The sequence below is a fragment of the Chryseobacterium indologenes genome (assembly GCF_001295265.1).
GTDB classification, from domain to species: domain Bacteria; phylum Bacteroidota; class Bacteroidia; order Flavobacteriales; family Weeksellaceae; genus Chryseobacterium; species Chryseobacterium indologenes_A.
Genome location: NZ_LJOD01000003.1, coordinates 218,480 through 237,223 on the forward strand (window position 1 = coordinate 218,480; position 18,744 = coordinate 237,223).

General features: G+C 36.3%; 15 protein-coding genes. 3 read left to right on the plus strand and 12 right to left on the minus strand.

The features are described 5' to 3' along the window. Nucleotides 1–15: 15 nt before the first annotated feature. Entirely contained in the window at nucleotides 16–3,243 is a 3,228-nt protein-coding gene (locus AOB46_RS07085; protein WP_185113848.1) for a hypothetical protein, read from the minus strand. Between the two features lie 150 nt (nucleotides 3,244–3,393). On the opposite strand from AOB46_RS07085, the gene AOB46_RS07090 reads away from it, so the two are divergent. Then, nucleotides 3,394–4,182: a T9SS type A sorting domain-containing protein gene (locus AOB46_RS07090; RefSeq protein WP_157845044.1), complete on the plus strand. Its 789-nt coding sequence runs from the start codon at nucleotides 3,394–3,396 to the stop codon at nucleotides 4,180–4,182. A gap of 87 nt (nucleotides 4,183–4,269) precedes the next feature. Next, nucleotides 4,270–5,220, plus strand: a complete 951-nt coding sequence (locus AOB46_RS07095; RefSeq protein ID WP_062697719.1) for a T9SS type A sorting domain-containing protein — start codon at nucleotides 4,270–4,272, stop codon at nucleotides 5,218–5,220. A 176-nt stretch (nucleotides 5,221–5,396) separates the two neighbouring features. Here AOB46_RS07095 and AOB46_RS07100 read toward each other — a convergent pair whose 3' ends face one another. The 8 genes from AOB46_RS07100 to AOB46_RS07135 all read right to left on the minus strand — a co-directional run bounded on the left by AOB46_RS07100 (nucleotide 5,397) and on the right by AOB46_RS07135 (nucleotide 14,721). Further along, nucleotides 5,397–8,219, minus strand: a complete 2,823-nt coding sequence (locus AOB46_RS07100) for an aminopeptidase (RefSeq protein ID WP_241489175.1) — start codon at nucleotides 8,217–8,219, stop codon at nucleotides 5,397–5,399. Nucleotides 8,220–8,273: 54 nt separating this feature from the next. Next, nucleotides 8,274–9,653: an orotidine-5'-phosphate decarboxylase gene (pyrF, locus tag AOB46_RS07105; RefSeq protein ID WP_062697723.1), complete on the minus strand. Its 1,380-nt coding sequence runs from the start codon at nucleotides 9,651–9,653 to the stop codon at nucleotides 8,274–8,276. A gap of 125 nt (nucleotides 9,654–9,778) precedes the next feature. Beyond that, a complete protein-coding gene (locus AOB46_RS07110; protein WP_062697924.1) occupies nucleotides 9,779–10,120 on the minus strand; it encodes a YkvA family protein in 342 nt (113 codons plus the stop codon). Between the two features lie 83 nt (nucleotides 10,121–10,203). Next, on the minus strand, nucleotides 10,204–10,743 hold the full coding sequence (locus AOB46_RS07115) for a TlpA family protein disulfide reductase (RefSeq protein WP_062697725.1): 540 nt from the start codon (nucleotides 10,741–10,743) through the stop codon (nucleotides 10,204–10,206). 38 nt (nucleotides 10,744–10,781) lie between these two features. After that, on the minus strand, nucleotides 10,782–11,345 hold the full coding sequence (locus tag AOB46_RS07120) for a thioredoxin family protein (protein WP_062697728.1): 564 nt from the start codon (nucleotides 11,343–11,345) through the stop codon (nucleotides 10,782–10,784). A 16-nt stretch (nucleotides 11,346–11,361) separates the two neighbouring features. Then, nucleotides 11,362–12,432, minus strand: a complete 1,071-nt coding sequence (aroC, locus tag AOB46_RS07125) for a chorismate synthase (protein ID WP_062697730.1) — start codon at nucleotides 12,430–12,432, stop codon at nucleotides 11,362–11,364. A gap of 44 nt (nucleotides 12,433–12,476) precedes the next feature. Then, complete coding sequence (locus AOB46_RS07130) at nucleotides 12,477–14,117, minus strand: LIC_10190 family membrane protein (RefSeq protein WP_082377035.1); 1,641 nt, start codon at nucleotides 14,115–14,117, stop codon at nucleotides 12,477–12,479. 52 nt (nucleotides 14,118–14,169) lie between these two features. Beyond that, nucleotides 14,170–14,721: a YMGG-like glycine zipper-containing protein gene (locus tag AOB46_RS07135; RefSeq protein WP_062697734.1), complete on the minus strand. Its 552-nt coding sequence runs from the start codon at nucleotides 14,719–14,721 to the stop codon at nucleotides 14,170–14,172. Between the two features lie 290 nt (nucleotides 14,722–15,011). On the opposite strand from AOB46_RS07135, the gene AOB46_RS07140 reads away from it, so the two are divergent. Beyond that, a complete protein-coding gene (locus tag AOB46_RS07140; protein WP_062697736.1) occupies nucleotides 15,012–15,467 on the plus strand; it encodes a hypothetical protein in 456 nt (151 codons plus the stop codon). Nucleotides 15,468–15,764: 297 nt separating this feature from the next. Here AOB46_RS07140 and AOB46_RS07145 read toward each other — a convergent pair whose 3' ends face one another. The 3 genes from AOB46_RS07145 to AOB46_RS07155 form a co-directional block, all read right to left on the minus strand. Beyond that, a complete protein-coding gene (locus AOB46_RS07145; protein ID WP_062697738.1) occupies nucleotides 15,765–16,595 on the minus strand; it encodes a glycosyltransferase family 2 protein in 831 nt (276 codons plus the stop codon). Nucleotides 16,596–17,152: 557 nt separating this feature from the next. Then, a complete protein-coding gene (locus AOB46_RS07150; protein ID WP_062697740.1) occupies nucleotides 17,153–17,377 on the minus strand; it encodes a hypothetical protein in 225 nt (74 codons plus the stop codon). A 336-nt stretch (nucleotides 17,378–17,713) separates the two neighbouring features. Then, the gene (locus AOB46_RS07155; RefSeq protein ID WP_131724332.1) at nucleotides 17,714–18,061 is read right to left on the minus strand and encodes a hypothetical protein; all 348 of its coding nucleotides are present in this window, start codon (nucleotides 18,059–18,061) and stop codon (nucleotides 17,714–17,716) included. Between the last annotated feature and the right edge of the window lie 683 nt (nucleotides 18,062–18,744).

Sequence of the window (18,744 nt, forward strand, 5' to 3'; positions counted from 1 at the left end):
TGATGCATATTTAAATTAGAAACTCGCTTTCACCTGCATACTTCCAATGTGAATGGTACGGTCTCCGGAATTTCTTCCTTCGTAATTTACATTAAGCTGAAGGAAGGAATTAATTGCCTGCTGGATAAATATACTCCATACCTGGTTTTTACCCGGTTTAAGACCATCCAGCATCTGGTTCCCGACAATACTGAAATTATTTCCGTTGAAATTATTATTGATAAAGGAAAAATTTCCTCTGATAGACGTTTTTTTACGTTCCCATTGAATGGTTCCTGTAATATCGAAAGCTTTCAGGAGTTCTTCACCATCCACTCTTTTTTTCTGGCGGAAAGCAGATGAAAGCTCTGCCTGAATGGCATCTGTAAACTTATAGGTCGCCTTAGGCTTTGTTTCAAAATTGTTCAGTCGATAATCTCTTGTTGAAAAAAGCTGTGAAGAATTTCTGATATCATGAACAGAGTTCTCCCAGTCTACCCTGAATTCTTTATTAAACCAATAACCGATATTCAGGAAATGTGAAGTCTGTTCCCTTTCTTCGTTACTGAAGTTGGCATTGATAAGATTGTCGTTGGTAATAAAGCGATAGTTACCATTCCACCCGGATTTTTCAGTAGGATTAAACTGAACCGAGGTCAAAATATTCTGGTTTTTAAGAATCTGATCACTGTTTTTTTCAAACGGGTTAAGTACCAGTACCTTATCTTTTTTGTAGAATGAATTCTGGGAGTTTAACGAAATATTGAAGTTCCATCGCTTTAAAAAAGCATTTTCAGAATTGAAGACAATGGACGGATTGACAAACAATGCCAGCTGAATTTTATTTTTATTCGAAGCAATGTACCGGACAGAATTGGTATACACCCTGATGTATTGCGCAAGATCAGAATATTCTGCAATTTCAAATTCGTCCAGCTGCTGAATACCGTCTCCGTTATAATCGGTCCATTTATAAACTCCCTGTCCGTCTGTTACTTTCAGATACTGAAACTCTCTTTGGGCTTCCTGTCCGTTTCCAAGTTCATAAAAAGCCTGAAGACGCATCCCGTTTCTGAAGAGCTGCTGATTGTAAAGAATATTTCCCACCACGAAATCATTATTTCTCGTCATATCGGCCTCGTCATTCTGATAGAAAAACTTTCGGTAATGAACCAAAACATTTAATGTTGTTCTTTCTGTTTTGATCACCTGGCTTTCGGCCATAATTCCCAAAATATTGTTCATGTTTTCCAGCCTGTTGTTGCGTACAGAGTCGTTGTCTCTCATATACACTTTAGCAAGGAGCTTTGTTCTTGTACTGTCGCCAATTTTCTTTTGCACGAAAAGTTCTTTCCAGCTAAAGCTGGTAACATCCATGAGTTGGGTATCATTATACTTTTTCTCATTATGTTCCATGCTTCCTCCAACAGTCCAGCTTCCTTTTTTGCCCGTATATTCCGTTGAAACACCTCCTCTTATAAATTTGGTATCCTGAAGGGTAGCATTAGTAGTAAGGTAAGATAAATTTCCTTTGGTGAAGAACTTATTTTTGATCCATCCGAAATCCAGGTCATTTTTAATCCCTTTATAAGAATCCTGTTCATCCAGATAGTTGATACGGTAATTTAAAGTAGACTTATTATTCCATTTATTTAAAAAGCTGAAGATGAATCTGTTCTGTGTTCTCTGGCTGAATTCCTGCGTAAGGTTAAAATCTCTTGAGAATTCCACATCATTGATTCGATCTAAAATATGGAACTGTTTGTCAATATACTGATACTCGAAACTTGGAGTTCCTTTCCATCCGTTTTTGGTAAAGCTTTTATTTCCGAAGACGCGGTACGCATATCCAATATTCTGATCAGAATCTTTAGAGGAAAACAAGTTGACGTCATAATTGCTGAGTGAAAAGTCAACCCCTATTTTTCCTTCATTTAAAAGATATTCCGAGTTAAGTGAAAATACCTGGGACTTCTGAGGAGAAGGCAGCTTTCTTACCGCTTTATAATCCCCCATATTGGGACCCACATACTCAAATACACGGCCGTTGTTGGTGGTTTGTGTAATTTTATAGTCCCCTAAATTAGCTCCGAAATAAGTAAAAGAAACCTGATAAAGTGTTTCGTTCTGATTGGTTGAAAATTCGTAAAAGTTTCCGGCAGGATTTAACCGGTATAGTATTTTGTTGACATCATATTCTGTAACTACTCCTGAAGGGGCATACATTAAATTAGGATCATTTCCTGCATCAGCAAGAATCTGTTCATCCTCTTTAGACAGGTTTAAAGAAAGCGGTGCATTTTTATTATCATTTTCCATAAACCAGTTCAGGCCTACTTTGAATTTTTCTCTCTGGTGTTCAAGCTTTCCGGTGAATAAATATCTGGAGTAGTTCCTGTTGGTGTAATTATAGGAAATCGTAATGAAGTTCTGCTGGAAAATAGGTCTGAAACTGGTAAACGTTACCTCTCCCGTATTGTAATTAATTATGTAATCCTGGTTTTCACCACGTTTCATTAGGATACCATCAATGAAAACCTGTTCAGAGCCAGAAATAAGGGTGATGAACTGCTCCCCGTTTTTTCCGGTAAGACGGTACGGGCCCTGGTTTCCTTCAACCCCCTGAAAACGAACTCTGTGAAATTCACTTCGTGCGACTCCCATAGAAACATCCACAAGCGTTTTATTTTCTTTTCCCATCTCGGTCTGGAATTGAAGCCCCATACTTCGCCTCTGGTATTTTGCAAAATAATTTTTGGCTTCCACAAGATCTAAGTGTCCGGCTCTCATGATGGATTTTTCCTTGATATTAAGCTGCATATAGATCTTGTCGAACTCTTCCAAAGTCTGGGTATACCCGTCAGCCTGGATGGGAAGGTTATGATCTGAAATACTGGCTAAAATAGTAACATCCTTTGAAAGTCTTCCTGAAATCTGAAGGTCCATGGAGCTCTGTACAGACTGCCCCTGGTTGTTACCAAACGTGATCCCCCTGATAATAGAACCTTTAGAATTAAGCTCTCCTAAAAATCTTTTTTTGTCGTTTTTAGCAAGGACTGCTTCGTCTACAATTATTTTGTTATTGGTCTTTATAAAATCTAAAGTATCCTTCACAAAAATGTCCTGCTCAAACCTGGCAGCAAGAATACTGTCTTTTTTTATAGAATCCTGTGGAATGTTGGGATTTTTCCATGAGAATACCTGTGCATTACCCGAAAATATGCCCAGGAAAAACAAAACGAATAGAAGAAAAAAATTCCGCAAATCCTTCAAAATAATTCGTAAAAATAATTAAAAAATGTTAACGGGAATGAGTTTAGTATTATTAACAGAAATTTAATGTAATTATTGCTGTATCCATAAAAATGGGTCTAATTTTACAGTGTAAATTATTAAATGTTAAATTTTACAATCATGAAAAAATTTTATTCGTTAGTTGCTACAGGATTATTATCAGCAACTGTATTTGCTCAAACTACGATTTATTCTGAAAACATGGGATCGGGTACGGGTACATCTGATATTTCAGCAACCACTTTTCAGAACGGAAGTCCTGTAACTTATGAAGGCACAGGAGATGTAAGATCCACTAATCCTTCCGCTACAAGTGCTTATGCACAGGCATCAGGAGGCGCCAATGTAATGATTAATGCCAATAATGAAACCTTTTTGATTTCAGGAATTAATACTTCAGGTTATCAGAATATTCAGCTTTATCTGGGCCAGAGAAAAGGTGCTACGGCTGCGAACAATGAACTGAAAATAGAAGTAAGCGCAGACGGAAGCAGCTGGACCCTTCTTTCTTACACCAGAGCTACGGGAAATAATACAGCCAATTGGGCATACATTAATCCTACAGGAACAATCCCGGCAACATCTAATTTGAGAATCAGATTTACAGGAACCAACGGTACTGAATGGAGAATAGATGATGTTAAGCTAACAGGGACAAGTGGATCTTTAGCAACAATAGACGCTGAGAAAGCTAATAATAGATTTGTGAAGAATACTTCAGTAGATCAGGAAATTTATTTCGGAGAAAAAGCAGAGGTGAAAATTTTCAACATAAACGGTCAATTAGTTAAGACTGCCTCTGTTGCTGAAAATGGATCTTTAAATGTAGATAATCTACAGAGCGGGATTTATTTAGTAACAGGAAATATTAATGGTAAAGCCGTTTCTGAGAAAATTATTAAAAAGTAACTTTAATTAAATGTTAAATATATACCATCATTTTTATAAAGTGATGGTTTTTTTGTACTTTTACATCAAATATTAAAACTTTATATAATGAAAAAAATCTTTACTATTTTAGGATTAGCAAGTGCTATTGGTTTTATAAATGCACAGACAACGGTATTGACTGAAAACTTTGGTTATACAGGAGCACTTAATGCAAATGGATGGATTACTCACAGTGGAACAGCTGGACAATTAACAGCAAATGGAAGTTCTGTAACTTTGGTGGCTGGAAATTCAGAAGATGTGAATAAAGCTTTCTCTTCTGTGTATAATGTTAGTGCTACAGGAGTTAGTAAAGTTGATTATTCAGCTACAATTAATGTTGCTAGCCAGACAGGTCTAAGTACTGGGGGGGACTATTTTTTAATGCTTACTACAACAGCTGGTGCTAATCCTGGAACTATTTTTAATGGAAGAGTTTATGCTAAAGGTTCGACTACAGGATATACTTTAGGAGTATTAAATAACGCAGCTGGTAGTCCAACAGTATCTTATGGTACTGAAATTCCTTATGGAACGCCTGCTAATATAACCTTAACATATACGATTAACAATTCTGTAAGTCCGGCAACAAATATTGCAACTCTGCAAATTAATTCTCAACCGTTGATTACAAGTAGTGCAGGAACTGGTACTGCACCTTCAACAATTGCCGGAATAGCAATCAGACAGGCAGGAAATGCTTCTTCCGGTACAGGAGCTGTTTCAATTTCTAATTTATCAGCAAGAGTTTATAGCACTTCTTCTTTAGCTGTTTCAGACGTTAAAAACGTAAAAGCAGGAAACTTTGTAAAAAACACTTTCGTTAAGAGTGACGAAATCACTTTCGGAGCTGACGTAAAAGACGTAAAAGTTTACAACATGTTCGGGCAGGTAGTTAAAACTGCTTCTGTTAAAAACAATGAAGTGTTAAACGTTGCTGAATTAGCAAAAGGAAACTACATTGTAACAGGAACTGTAAACAACGAACCAGTATCTCAAAAAATCTTAAAAGACTAATTTAAAATAGTTTTTTTGACCATATAGTTCCGGCCGTTTCGAAGAAACGGCCGGAATTTTTTTATCGCTATTTACAATTCAGAATTTTTTTAAGAAAGTAAGTTGAAAATATGAAACGATTTTTATTATACGACTTCTATAGCTTCCATCTTCTATCTCCCAACTTCAAGCCTATATTAATACCAGCCTCTTCTTGCTGCATTAATAATTGACCCCAGATTTAGAACCAGCGTATATCTGATCCGTTTTCCGTAATCTTTAAAAGAAGGCTCAAATCCCAATGAAGACTGGATCGGGAAATAAACCTCCAGGAAATCAGGAATCACCCGTACTTTGATGCCACTGTCCCAGATAAACTGTGTAGGACGGTTTTTGTTTTTATACATTCCTGCATCTGCATACACATGGAATATTTTCCAAACACTGGAATCTACATTGAAAGACGTGATCCATTGGTTAACCGATCCCGGAATGAAAGATTTAAACCCTCCGTCGGCCAGGATAAACTGCTGTGAGAGGATCCCGCTGTTAGCACTTTCACCCAAAAGATTATAGGAAAAGGAATAATTGGAAACTCTTGAAATACCGTAATTGAACATATTATTACGGGTATCATTTCTTAAAAAATATCCGGCAAACAATCGTAGGCTGAGTTTCTGCTTCGGAGCAAATTCCCATCTGTAAAAGCCTTCAGCGGTTATTTTGTTGAAATCCTCCATGCCCTGAGCACTTACACTTAAACTTTTCTCATGAATCATCTGGCTGTCGCTGTAGCCATATCCGAAACTCCACAGGTTATATTTGCCATAATCCTGATTAGCAATCATTTTGGGACTTAGATCTCTTTCAAAATAATTGTATGAAATTCCTATGCTTCTGCTTACTGTACTTCTCGGGTCTTTCCTGAAGCTGATGCTGGAAAATAAAGACCCTTTTCTGTAGGCCAGTCCGTAATCATAATGGAAATAAGCTCCGGAAACTCCGAAAGTCAGGCTTCTGATAATACTTTCAGCCGGAAGGAAAGAGTAGGAGACTGCTCCTGAACCTGTAAGCTTTCCTGTACCCGAACTGTACATCGGTGTGAATGAATATAAAAATTTCTGGTCAAAAAAAGACTGGTTTTTCAGGTTAATCCCAAACAGAAACTTATCATAAGTATTGTTGAACCGTACCCTCGGACTGACATATATTTCATTGTACTCAGGATTCGGAATATCCTTGATAAGTTTAAGCTTTATTTTTTTAGTATTGGAAAACAGTCCTTTTGCATACAGGAAATTATCCCGGTATTTAGATTCCGGGAAGATATAACCGCTGTTCAGTGTCACTTTATGAATGTCATCCGAAGCAGGAAGCGTTATATTTTTGATCCTTTCGTTTTCGTCTGTCTCAATCCAGTAGGCCTGCTTTTCTCCCTCGGTTGTCTGGGTTTCCAGTTTTACGGGAATCGGAAGATCTGTATTTTTTCCAATTCTGATATTGAAAAGATCACCTTCTTTTTTTATATTTTTAAGTCGGAAGTCAACTCTGTTTTTCTGTTTTAAAAATCCGGTAAGGTAGCCCGCTGACTGATCTTTCTCAGCAAGTTTTTTCAGAAAACTTTCAGGAACAGCTTTATTTCCGGTATTTTGTGAAATATAATCCCTTAATAGGGCATTGAACTGATCATAACCCATTTTGTCTGCCGTATAGCTGAATAGACTTCCGGTTTCAAAACTGCTGACTGCCATATCGTTGAAATTACTCAGTGACGAGAATCTTTCGTCGATCTTCTGATCCAGATTCTGGGACATGATGTATTGATAGGCTAATCCATATCGATCCAAAAGCTTCACATTGGATGCATGAAAAAGTTTTAAAGGTTTAACTCCGAAAATTTTAGTCTCCGGAAGATTCCCCAGAAGTTTTGTATCCTGATAAAATTTCTGCAGGTACTGAATCTCAAGATACGATTTTAAACCACTCTTGAACCAGTGATCTTTTTCTTTATCGGTGATGATTTTCTCATCAAGTATTTTTTTTGCAATGATTCCGAAATAATCAAGATCTGTTTTCTCAGCATCGGTAAACAGCTGAAACCTGAAGTTCCAGAAGGTGATATCATTATTTCCGAAAAAATCTTCCTTAGATCTGAATTTTTCAGAAATAAAAAGATTTTGGGGCAGGATGCCTATTTTTTCTTTAATGAATTTTAAATGAAGCGGCAGGTAAAATTCAAGATTCTGTTTTTCTTCAGGCTTTAAAGGATAGCCGAATTTAATCTCGGTATCTGCTCCATCTACATTAATCCTCATCGAGGGAAGGCTATTCTCTGAAACAATAAATTCCGGATCGGATTCCAGATAACCTTTAAAGGAATTCATTTGAGGCTGGGGTAGGTTTCCTTCAACGAAACTATTCGGTGGAAGATCAAAATTGACGGTCCAGAAAGTATTGAAGTTTACAGATTCCTCAATATCGTTGTATCCCCTTTTGGAAATATTGTCCGGATCAAAATGATCCGGAACAATAAAGAAATATTTTAATGCTGTATTTTTACCGTCTGTGCCGTATCCCGTAAATTTCTTGTCCGGAAGCTGAATCCGGTAATGCAGCTGGAATGTAATGCTTTCGCCGGCCTTTAATGCTTCTTTCAGAGGAAGAAAAATACTTTCATCTGAAATGGTGTTTACTGAAAACGGCTGCTTTTCCGAAGTTGTGATATTGAGATCTAATAATCTGCCTAATTCTTCATTTTTAGCAAAATGAAGATCACTGTTCCGGTCTTCCAGTTTTCTGTAGACTAATGCAGATCTTCTTTTGTTATAAGCAGAAACCCAGTTCAGAAGTTTTACTGTATGAAGATCTTTTCCTGAATGATTATAATAAACAACTTCCTGGTTTACTTCCAGTGTTTTTCTGTCGGCAGAAAGTCTGGCCTCAATATAAATACTGTCTTTCTGTGCAGAAACCTGCACAATTCCACAAAACAAAATAAGGCAAATGCTGATCTTTTTCAATATCCTTTGATAAAGCCCAAATATAAACTTATTTTGAATATATTTTATAGGATTTTAGCCCTGAACCTCTTTTTTTTGTAAAGAATTGATATAAGCATTCCAGCCTTCGTTTTTATACGTAACTGCAGCTGCTTCCGGATCATCAGACTTATAAATACCTCTTCCTACAATAATAAAATCACTGTGAAGCATTTTGAAAACATGCTCAGGTGTATTGTACTGCTGACCTTTTCCGTCTCCTGAATCGGCCAGATTTACCCCTGGTGTGAACAATAAAAGGTCTTCCGGAATCTGGTTTTGTGATACCCCGCCAATGACATTAGGGTGCGATAATGCTACTTTAAGTGCCTCTTCACGGTATGCTGCAGTAGTCAGGGTACCTTTGGAAGACATGCCTACAATGGCTACTACTCCTACATTTTTGAAACAGTCTAAGGATTCAAAACCTCCGATTACCTGGGAGGTCACAAAATCTGCCCAGTCTGTAATTTTAAAAACTCCGCTTGTAAACTGAAGTTCCTGAGTATTTCCAATATCAGCAAACTTGCGGTCTTCCATCAGAAGGAACTGATGTTTTGAAGCAAGCTCTTTTAGAGGAAGTATGGTTTTTTCGTAATCAAAATCCGAAATAATATCAATATGAGTTTTTAAAGCAATGATATGCGGCCCCACTTTTTCGGCCAGTTCCAAAAGCTCTCGGGTGGTAGTGACATCTGCAGAAGCAATCAGGTTTGATTGTTTAGCCAAAGCAGTTTCTAATAGCTTTTTCGAAACTGAATGTTGGGTCAGCTGTAATTTCTGTTCATAAGAAGGTCTGGTTTTTTCTTCAAACTGAATGTGGTTTCCCTGAAGAAAATCCTGGATCCTCGCCACTTCTTCGTCAGATAGCTCACCATTTTCCTGAAGAATACTGCATACTTCTGAAATGTTGAAAAGCGTATGTACTCTGTAACCTTTGCTTTCCAGTAGTTGTTTTCCTCCCTGCTCTCTGTCTAGAACTACAACAATATCAGCTACCTTAAGATCTTCCTGTTCCACTTCGGCAATCGTTTCTACCAGTGATTTTCCGGAAGTGATCACATCTTCCACCAAAAGGCAGTTCTGTCCTTTCTGGTAAATTCCTTCAATCAGTTTTTTAGTTCCGTAGCTCTTGGCTTCTTTTCTTTTAATGATTAATGGAATATAGCTTTCCAGTGACATGGCAGTAGCCATTGGAAGAGCAGCATAAGGAACTCCGCAGATCAGGTCAAAATTATCCAGAGGAAGCATTTCCAATAAATAATTAGCAAGATTTTTTAAAATTTTAGGGTCTGAAGCCAAAGGTCTGAGATCCACATAAAACGGACTTTCTATGCCGCTTTTCAGGGTAAACCTCCCGAATTTAATGATGCCCAGCTTGTAGCACTCCAGGAAGAATTCTTTTTTACTTTCCATTCTTTTTTATTAGATAGTGCAAATTTAAGGATTTGAAATAAGGCTTAAAAATTTATCACCAATTTGTCAACAAAAAACCATTCCTGAGTTTCCAGGAATGGTTCATATTTTCTTTGTTAATGATATTATTTTACAATTTCTGCATCAATAACTTTTGTACCTTTCAGTCTTTGTTCTGCTTCCCAAAGCAGGAATTTATCCACTTCTTTGATCAGTTTTGGAATGGTGAGCGATAAAACGGCAATATCGTCCATAACACCCAGTACCGGAATGGCAAACTCTGGAAGAAGATCAATAGGGGAGATTACATATAAAAGTCCCAGTAAAGGCAGGATGATATCAAGGGATTTCATGGGATAGATTCCTTTTCTCCACATTTTTACCATTCTGAAAATATCAGGGATTTTTTTTACGAAACCTTTATGGCTGATGGCTTCTTTTGCAAGATTCAATTTTGAATATTTCATTTTGTGTTTAGTTTTAAATAAATTTTTCAACGTTGTAAATTTCACAAATTTTATACCAACTAATTATAAAATTTAGTTAAAAATTACTTGATGATATTATCTATGAATTGATGCACTGTTTCCGTATTCCAGTCTCTGTAGGCATCTTCTTTAATGATGATTCTTCCTGTTTTATCCAAAAGGAACGTAGTAGGGAAAGCTTTGGGAAGAATCTTTTCAGAGATCGGGCTTTGTGCAATATATACAGGAACATTGTAATTGTTTTCTGCGAGGAATTTTTTTACGGCTTCCTCTTTATCATTCATTGCGATGAGCACAAAATCTACATTTTCTTTTCGGGAATCGTACAGTTTTTGAATAGAAGGCCATTCTTTTCTGCATGGCGGGCACCATGTTCCCCAAAAGTTAAGAAAGACAGCTTTGTTTCTGAAATTTTTGAGGTTGGTATCCGGAACATTGATTCCTTTCAGCTCAACATCATAATCTTCTTCACTTACATGCACTGCATTTTCAATGGTAGCCACCGGGAAAAACTGGTCCTTCAGGTAGTTTCTTACTCCCGGTATCAAAACAATAACACCAATAATGACGATGAGTATAAGGTAAATAATATTCTTTTTCATAGGCTGATTTTTACCGTTATCTTTTTGAATAAATACAATTACAATAATTCTAAAATTTCCTGAACGGCATCTTTACCTCTGTTCTTAGCATAATACAGCTGCAGGTCATTATAGAAATTATCCTTTGGATAGCCTTCAGGATCAGCTTTATATTTCATCAGGAGCTCATGTCCGTATTTTGGGCGAGGTCCCCAGGAATTCTTTACATTAAAATCTTTGTCCAGAATGATCACTTTAGGAATAGATTCGGTTCCGTTGGTCAGAAACTGGCTGATCAGGCTTTTATCGCTGTCTCTTAAGAAAATCCTCACTTCATTATGTCCTTCAAAGAATTTAACAAGAGCGGGAACCGTGGCACTGGCATCACCGCACCAGGCTTCGGAAATAATCAGAATCTTACCATCAAAATTTTTGGAAGCAAGCTCTTTCAGCTGATCTTCATCCGGAACATACTTTTTTAAAGTTCTATCCATTCTCTGAAGTCCCAGTTCATAATATTGTTTATATTCAGCTTCCTGTTTGTTAGCAGGATTTTCCAGCCTTTCTTTTCCGATACGGATATATTCTTCAAAAGAGATTCCGTTATCCCAGTAATTTTTCATTACTCCGTATTTTATATTAAAAATGATTGATATTTCTTGTTTTGTTGATCAGAAACAGATCTGCCAGCACAAATGCTGCCAAGCTTTCCACAACAGGAACTGCTCTTGGAAGAACACACGGATCATGACGGCCTTTCCCTTCTACAATGACTGGATTTCCGTCTTTATCCACACTTTCCTGAGGCCTTAAGATGGTAGCTACAGGCTTGAATGCAACACGGAAATAAATATCCATTCCATTGGAAATTCCTCCTTGGATTCCTCCTGAAAGATTAGATTTGGTGGTGAAATCTGTATTGAAAGCATCATTATGCTCTTTTCCGGTCATTTTAGCACCACAGAAACCGCTTCCATATTCAAATCCTTTGCAGGCATTGATATTAAGCATGGCTTTGGCAAGCTCTGCCTGGAGTTTGGAAAATACAGGTTCGCCAATTCCTACAGGAACATTTTTGATCACACAGGTAATTGTCCCGCCAATGGTGTTGCCTTCCTTTTTTATTTCTTTGATTTTTTCGATCATTTTTTCAGCCGTTTCAGAATCCGGGCAGCGTACTTCATTGCTTTCCGTTTTCGAAAAATCTAAAGCCTGATATGGTTTTTCGCAGAAAATATCGCCTACCGAAGAAACATAAGCATTGATTTCAATGCCGGATAAAAGCTGTTTGGCAAGTGCTCCGGCAACTACCCAGTTGATTGTTTCCCTGGCTGAAGATTTTCCTCCTCCGCGATAATCTCTTATTCCGAATTTCTGATCATACGTGAAATCTGCATGACTTGGACGGTATGCATTGGCGATATGATCATAATCCTTTGATTTCTGATTTTCGTTTTCGATGATAAAGCCGATAGGAGTTCCTGTTGTTTTTCCTTCAAAAATACCGGACAGGAATTTCACCGTATCACTTTCCTTTCTTTGGGTAACAATAGCAGACTGTCCGGGTTTTCTGCGGTCAAGCTCATACTGAACCTGATCGAGATCTACCGTTAAACCTGCCGGAAAATTATTGATAATGCCACCATAGGCAGCGCCGTGACTTTCTCCAAATGTTGTAAGACTGAGAAGATTACCTAATGTATTGAACATGATACAAAATTACCTATTTTTCTTCAGATAATAAAGTTTCTGCATTAGTTCTGTTTATCAGTGTTTTTGATAGTATGAATAACCTTTTCTGCTTCCTTCTTTTCTGCCGGAGACAGCTTTTTCCAGATGAATCCCTTTTTTATATCTTTTTCATCAATACATTGCGGGAAAATTCCTGAATGTACGTCATCTGAAAGGTAACTTTCTGAAATAGCCGGAAGAGGAGTGTCAAAATTAAAAGGATAATTTTTTGAGACATTGAACTTTAAGTTTCCTGCTTTAAATGTAGTGTATTTTTGATACCTGTAAACGGAAGGCTTATACAGCTGCTCTTTTTGAAATCCTGCCATAAAGCTTCCTGGTCTGAAACTCGGAATGTACTGTCGGATAAAAGCAGGAAAGGTAAGAATGAGTATTAAAACCAGACTGCCGGCTGTAAAAATAAAGACTGATCTCTTCCGGTTAAGATACTCAAAAAAGACCACGAAAAATATCACAAAAAAAACATCAATGAAAAAACGGTACTGGGCAGAAAAAATTAAAACCAATACGCTTTTTATCAGAAGTGATATGCAGATCAAGCTTATCATCCTTTTCTTTTTAAAGAAAGCAAAAGCACTAAACAGAATAAGGCTTATGATAAAAAGAAGATTGATCTTTGACTTGATCCCTTTTAAAGTAAGCCAGTTTTTAACATGATCTCCAAAAGTAAATTTCTGAATTTCTTCATAAGAGAACTGCATATCAAATGTTTTTTGAATGGCATACTGTGAAGAAATATTCAGAATATCAGGGTTGGGTTTCCATCCGGCACCAGGATCTGCCAAAGCAACAGGAAAAACCGGGTAGCCAAATGTCCATATATTTTTAATAAAGAACAACAGGAGTATTGAAAGCCCGAAAATCAGACTGCTGAATTTAGTTTTAAGAGTAAAAACGGTAAAAAGGAAAGTCAGCATCGGTAGCCATATCATGGTAGGTTTTATCGTGAAAACAAAAACTGAAAAAGCAAAAAGAAGATTGGGGTTCTTATTACCGGTCAGTAGTTCATTCAGCATAATTAAGGAGATTGTGATCACAGGAAGGTCAGGGGACGGCGACTGTGAAAAAAGAAGCAGTATTGGTAAAAAGCATAGCTGTATCCAGCTTTTTCTCTCAAAAATATATACTATATAGAGTATAAGAAGAACGGCATTAATTCTTAAAAACGGATCTGAGAAACCTGAAAATCCAGCCTGGAAAATGTGCCATACCGACATTTGTCCCAGGGTGAGGTCCAGATTGGAAATACCTTTTACCAGGCCATATTCTGTGAGCCATTGTATTGTTGGAACATAATACCCGAAATGATCCAGTATATAAGGATAGAAAGAACTACAGTACAGGATGATCAGCGATATTCCTGCTGTTAAAGCAATATCTTTCTTTGAAAAATGGGAAAAATGCCGGTATAATTTATCCCTGAAAAAAAAGAAAAGACCTGCCAGTACAACGGGAACTTCTGTATATATATTAATAGGAATAAAAAAAGCTAAAATGGTCCAAATAAGGCTTAATACTAATATTCCGGATAATGCATTTGCTGAAATTCCCGCATATAACGATCCGAAAAAAGATTCTGCTATCTTTCCCCAGCCTGCAAGAACCGGGATAAGAAGAATGCAAGAAAAGAAAAGTAGAACCATAAAAAAAGATTGCTTAAAAATAAGCAATCTTTACATGTTATCGTGAAAAATATTAATTACGCGGCTGTACTCTTCCGTCTTTTCTGTCCTGTGATCTACCGATAGTATATCCGGTTGCACCACCAACTACACCGCCAATTACGGCGCCAAGACCTCTGTTTTTCTTAGCAATAATAGCTCCGGCAGCGGCTCCACCTACAGCACCAATGATGGTTCCTTTGGCTGCCTTACTCATCCCTTTTTTCTGTTGGGTAGTTCCTTGTGAAGCACTGGTACCGTTGTCAGCATAACTTCCGCCTCCTGAATTAGAGTTGGAGCCTCTGTCTCTGTATATGGTTTTTGTTTCTCTTATGATCTGAGGTTTTGAATTACTGGCTGCCGCAGCTTTTGATTTTTTATCTTCTGCAATGCTGTCTGCCTTTTTCTGGGCTTCATATACCAGCTTTTCTTTTTCAATCGCCAGTTTCTGTTTTTCTATTTCAAGCTGTCTGGCCTGAAATTCAAGTTTCTGCTGTTCCAGAGATTTTTCTGCTGTCCTTTCGTCTTTCTTACAGGCCGTTAGTAAAAAAACGGATAAAAAACCTGCTAATACTATCTTTTTCATAATTCAAATTTTAATAAGTAGTTTCCACCAAAACGGTTTCTGCTTTGTTGGTATTTTCAATTATGAAGCCAAATTTTAGTTAAAGAATGTTAAAAAATAGAAAAAGTGTGAATTTTTCTATTCGAAGACTATATTCAGGGGAAGCTTTAGTTTATTTAACCTTGCGGATATACCTTAATTTCTCTAATCTTAACCCAGTACTTTATATGGATATAATTATTAGTTCATAGATGGTTTTTATTCAATTCATATGAATGATGTATTTTTGTTTTAACCAAAATTACTTTATTATGAAAAAATCAATTCTTATGACGCTTGCTTTGGCAGGGGTTTCTGCTTTTGCAGTTTCATGTTCATCAAATGATGATATGACGGATGTACAGCTTCAGTCTCAGAATAAGAAATCAGAACAGACAAAAGAAGCTTCAAAAACAAAATCGTACAAGATAAGGTTCGGGCTTTTATCCCAGGATGGAACAAAAATCCTTTCAGGAAATCATGATGTAGGCAGCTTCCTTGCTGAAAATACCGACACCGGTGAAGTATATGATACATACTACAGCGGAGGCTTTCAGGCTCTGCCTCAGTATTATGAAGGTGTTCCGGCAGGAAACTATATTTTCTCTGCTATGCAGGGACAGGGAGGGTGGACCGGCTACGGTTCTGTTACCATGACTGTATCTGATGCTCAGGTAGATAATGATGGGTATGTTACGGTTTACATTCCGGTTACCTGGTCCGAATAACTTTGCCGGTAAATAATATTTAAATAACTTTGAGTGTTCTCTGGCTGTGAATTTTAGTCTTGCAGTTTATTAGCTGTAATGACTTTCCTTATTGGAGAAAGTATAAAAGAAATAAAGTGAAAAATTGTTTATGAAATTCTGTTTGGATTTTTCTGAATAGATTTTTTTCATCATTTGTGTTTTTAGGCCTCCTGAAAAGGGGGCCGTTTCTGGAAGTGCACATTAGAAAAACTGATGAATCAAAAATTATATCAAACAAAATAAAAAAAACTCCCCATTTCTGGGAAGCCTTCTTTGTTATATATTGAATGTTACTTTCACTTTATTAATCAGCCTGTGCAGCTTTTGAGTCTGATAGTTCAGAAGCTGATAGATCTCCTGCTGATTGGTATATGTCTCAGGAACTTTCCGGTTATTAATTTTGCGGATTCCTCTTCTCTTCATGGTTTCATGGATGACTTTTGCAAAAGATTCTTTGGCTCCCTGCTTGAAACTTTGCTGAGAAATACCGTTAGAATGAAGCCTGTACAGATATAGAGGCTCTTTGATGTATTTTACATTTCCATGTTCAAGTATCTTTAAATACAGATCCTGATCTACTGCACTTTTCAGAGCAGGATTGATTCCTGAAGTTTTTAAATAGGTTGCTCTCTTAAAGGTAAAGAAATGAGCAAACTGCGTAGGGCAGTTGAAAAAATAACGGCTGTTATAGATTTGTTTGGTTCCTGCATATACCTTGTCTGGTGTAAGGTTTTCATCGCACAGCATCATTTGGGAATAGGTGGCTGTAACATCACTGTTGTTGATGAATTCCTGTACAGTTTTTTCTAGAGCATCTGCATATAAGGCATCATCGGGATCCAGATAGGCGCAGACTTCCCCTGTTGCATATTTCATACATTCTCTTTTGGTATAGCCGCAACCCTGATTGGATGAATTGTGATAGATTCTGAAACGAGGATCATTTTTAATAATCGATTCAATTATTTCTACAGAGTCGTCCGTAGAGGCATCATCTACAATTATAACTTCCCAGTTTCCATAAGTTTGGCTGATCAGAGATGCATAGCAGTCTTTAAAATACTTCCCATTATTATAGTTAGCTATAAGTATAGAAAACCTTATCACGTTATATTGAATTAATATTTTTTGTAAAACTAAGAAATAAAATACCGGAAAAATATAACCTGGATCATGGTGTATTTTGTAAATTTTTATTATTTTTTAGGGATTATGTTTGAAAACTGAATTTCTGTAATGAATTATTTGTAAAAATATGGTAAAAGAATAGGTTTTAATTTAATGTTGTTTTAATGAGTTTTGATTTAATATAATATACGTGCTTTAGAAAAATATAAACTAGTATTAATATTTTTTAGAAAAATAATTTTTAATAATTTTTAATTTTATAAAAATAAAAGGGTTAATGGTTCTTTAATAGAATATTATTTTACAGCAGGGTGTAGGGTTAGTTCTCTATTTTTCATTCTGGAAAAATAAGCCGATAAACTTTAACGTTATTAAAATTCAGATTATGATTCTGCGCATAAAATAAATCAGAGCGATCAGCTAATTTTGAATAGAGAATTAATGTATAAATAATTTTTATTCCTGATATAAAAAATTTTTTTCATCATTTGTGTTTTTGAGGCCTCCGGTAGCGGAGGCTTTTTATACAAGATAATTTATTCATCATAGATTACCCTTCCGTCGAACGGTTCACTCCAGCAGATGAAAATACGATCATTCAGTCTTTTAATTTCTGCCTGAATTACTTCATACCCGCCTTTTCTGTTTTTTCTCTCAACAATCAGATTCATACCTTCACCAATCTCATCAATTCTGAATTCCAGCTTATATTCATCCTGATCTTCCGCAAAGTCTTCTTTTTTGAAATTTTTGTGTGCCATAATATAAGGATTAATGTTTGTTTTTGTGAGTGAATAAATTATGCCAACCTGGATTATTCTGCTGATTAAGTTAAATGGGCCTGAATGAAAAAACTCTCCTGAATAAGAGAGTTTAAAAAAGATAATAATGATGGAAATGGGATGATGTTATCCAAATATACTAAGAAAAACTCCTGTTGTAATATGACCGCGGTCATAAATTAAATAGGGAGTATTGTCTTACATTTGAATTGAAATCCCTTATACTTTACATATTTTCATCACTTTATATTTATACTTGCTTCCAGCTTCCTTTATAAAATAAGGAGGCTTTTTATTGGATATATAAGAGAAAGATTATGCATAGCAGAAGAGACACATCCACCGGCCTTCATGGTTGGCTGCTTCAGCATCAAATATGTATAATCCTTTACTGTTGATGTTTTCTCTCTGGCCCTGGCTGTTCCCTCCATTTATGTTAAGAATGTAAATAATGGCGCCTTCCTGATCAGGACCATAAAGATTGTTTCCTTTGGTCGTCAGTTCTTCAAGGGTAAGCCTTGGAGGAATAAGCCCTTCAATGGGTAATGTTTTCTTTTTGGCAGTGATATCTAAAGTTGCTTTAGGTGAATCAGTATTAATACCTATCTGCGCATATGTAGCGCCTGAAAGTGGTAATAGCGCAAGCATCGAAAATAATTTCATGAGTAAATGTTTTTGGACAAGATACGAAAGTATTTTTCGTTATTTTTCATGTTTGGCACGATTTTTCAATGTAAAGTAGCAACTCATGTTTAATTTGAGTTTTCATGGTTATTAGTTTTTATCCCCGAAGCAATTCGGGGATTTTTTGTTTTGTATTTAAAAGGGGAAACCTTTATGAAATCATTATTTTTTTTCTGATTAAAGTGTGTAAAACACTAAAACATTAAAAATTATTTATTAGGGATCACCAGGCTCTTATGATTGTAACCATATTATGTAATGAATAATTTATTGTATATTCGCGGCAGTTCATATTACAGTCCTATGAAAAACTAGTACTTTTTTAATGCCTTTCGCTTTTGGAAGGCATTTTCATTATAAAATTTAGGAGTATCATTTGAAAAATCAGCAGGCGGATAAAAAAAATATCGGACCGGACTGAAAGCTTACAAGGAATTAGTGTACAGGATCAAAATCCTGAGGGATGTTCTTTATTATTGACAAGCTAAACAATGCTGTTTATACGGAGCATAATTATTACTCTTCTGCTGATTCTTATTTAGATTGATGACCAGATTTTTATCTTGTCTTTAATGCTTTCATTTATTCTTCTTCGGCAGGTTATATTTTACAATCAATGCCATTATGCTTCCTAAAATATTGTATAAACTGAATTCGTACAT

Bases quoted from the DNA above. Each gene is read 5' to 3' on its own strand.
- AOB46_RS07090 (WP_157845044.1), top strand. From the start codon at position 3,394: ATGAAAAAATTTTATTCGTTAGTTGCTACAGGATTATTATCAGCAACT.
- AOB46_RS07095 (WP_062697719.1), top strand. From the start codon at position 4,270: ATGAAAAAAATCTTTACTATTTTAGGATTAGCAAGTGCTATTGGTTTT.
- pyrF (WP_062697723.1), bottom strand. From the start codon at position 9,653: ATGGAAAGTAAAAAAGAATTCTTCCTGGAGTGCTACAAGCTGGGCATC.
- AOB46_RS07110 (WP_062697924.1), bottom strand. From the start codon at position 10,120: ATGAAATATTCAAAATTGAATCTTGCAAAAGAAGCCATCAGCCATAAA.
- AOB46_RS07115 (WP_062697725.1), bottom strand. From the start codon at position 10,743: ATGAAAAAGAATATTATTTACCTTATACTCATCGTCATTATTGGTGTT.
- AOB46_RS07120 (WP_062697728.1), bottom strand. From the start codon at position 11,345: ATGAAAAATTACTGGGATAACGGAATCTCTTTTGAAGAATATATCCGT.
- aroC (WP_062697730.1), bottom strand. From the start codon at position 12,432: ATGTTCAATACATTAGGTAATCTTCTCAGTCTTACAACATTTGGAGAA.
- AOB46_RS07130 (WP_082377035.1), bottom strand. From the start codon at position 14,117: ATGGTTCTACTTTTCTTTTCTTGCATTCTTCTTATCCCGGTTCTTGCA.
- AOB46_RS07135 (WP_062697734.1), bottom strand. From the start codon at position 14,721: ATGAAAAAGATAGTATTAGCAGGTTTTTTATCCGTTTTTTTACTAACG.
- AOB46_RS07140 (WP_062697736.1), top strand. From the start codon at position 15,012: ATGAAAAAATCAATTCTTATGACGCTTGCTTTGGCAGGGGTTTCTGCT.
- AOB46_RS07150 (WP_062697740.1), bottom strand. From the start codon at position 17,377: ATGGCACACAAAAATTTCAAAAAAGAAGACTTTGCGGAAGATCAGGAT.
- AOB46_RS07155 (WP_131724332.1), bottom strand. From the start codon at position 18,061: ATGAAATTATTTTCGATGCTTGCGCTATTACCACTTTCAGGCGCTACA.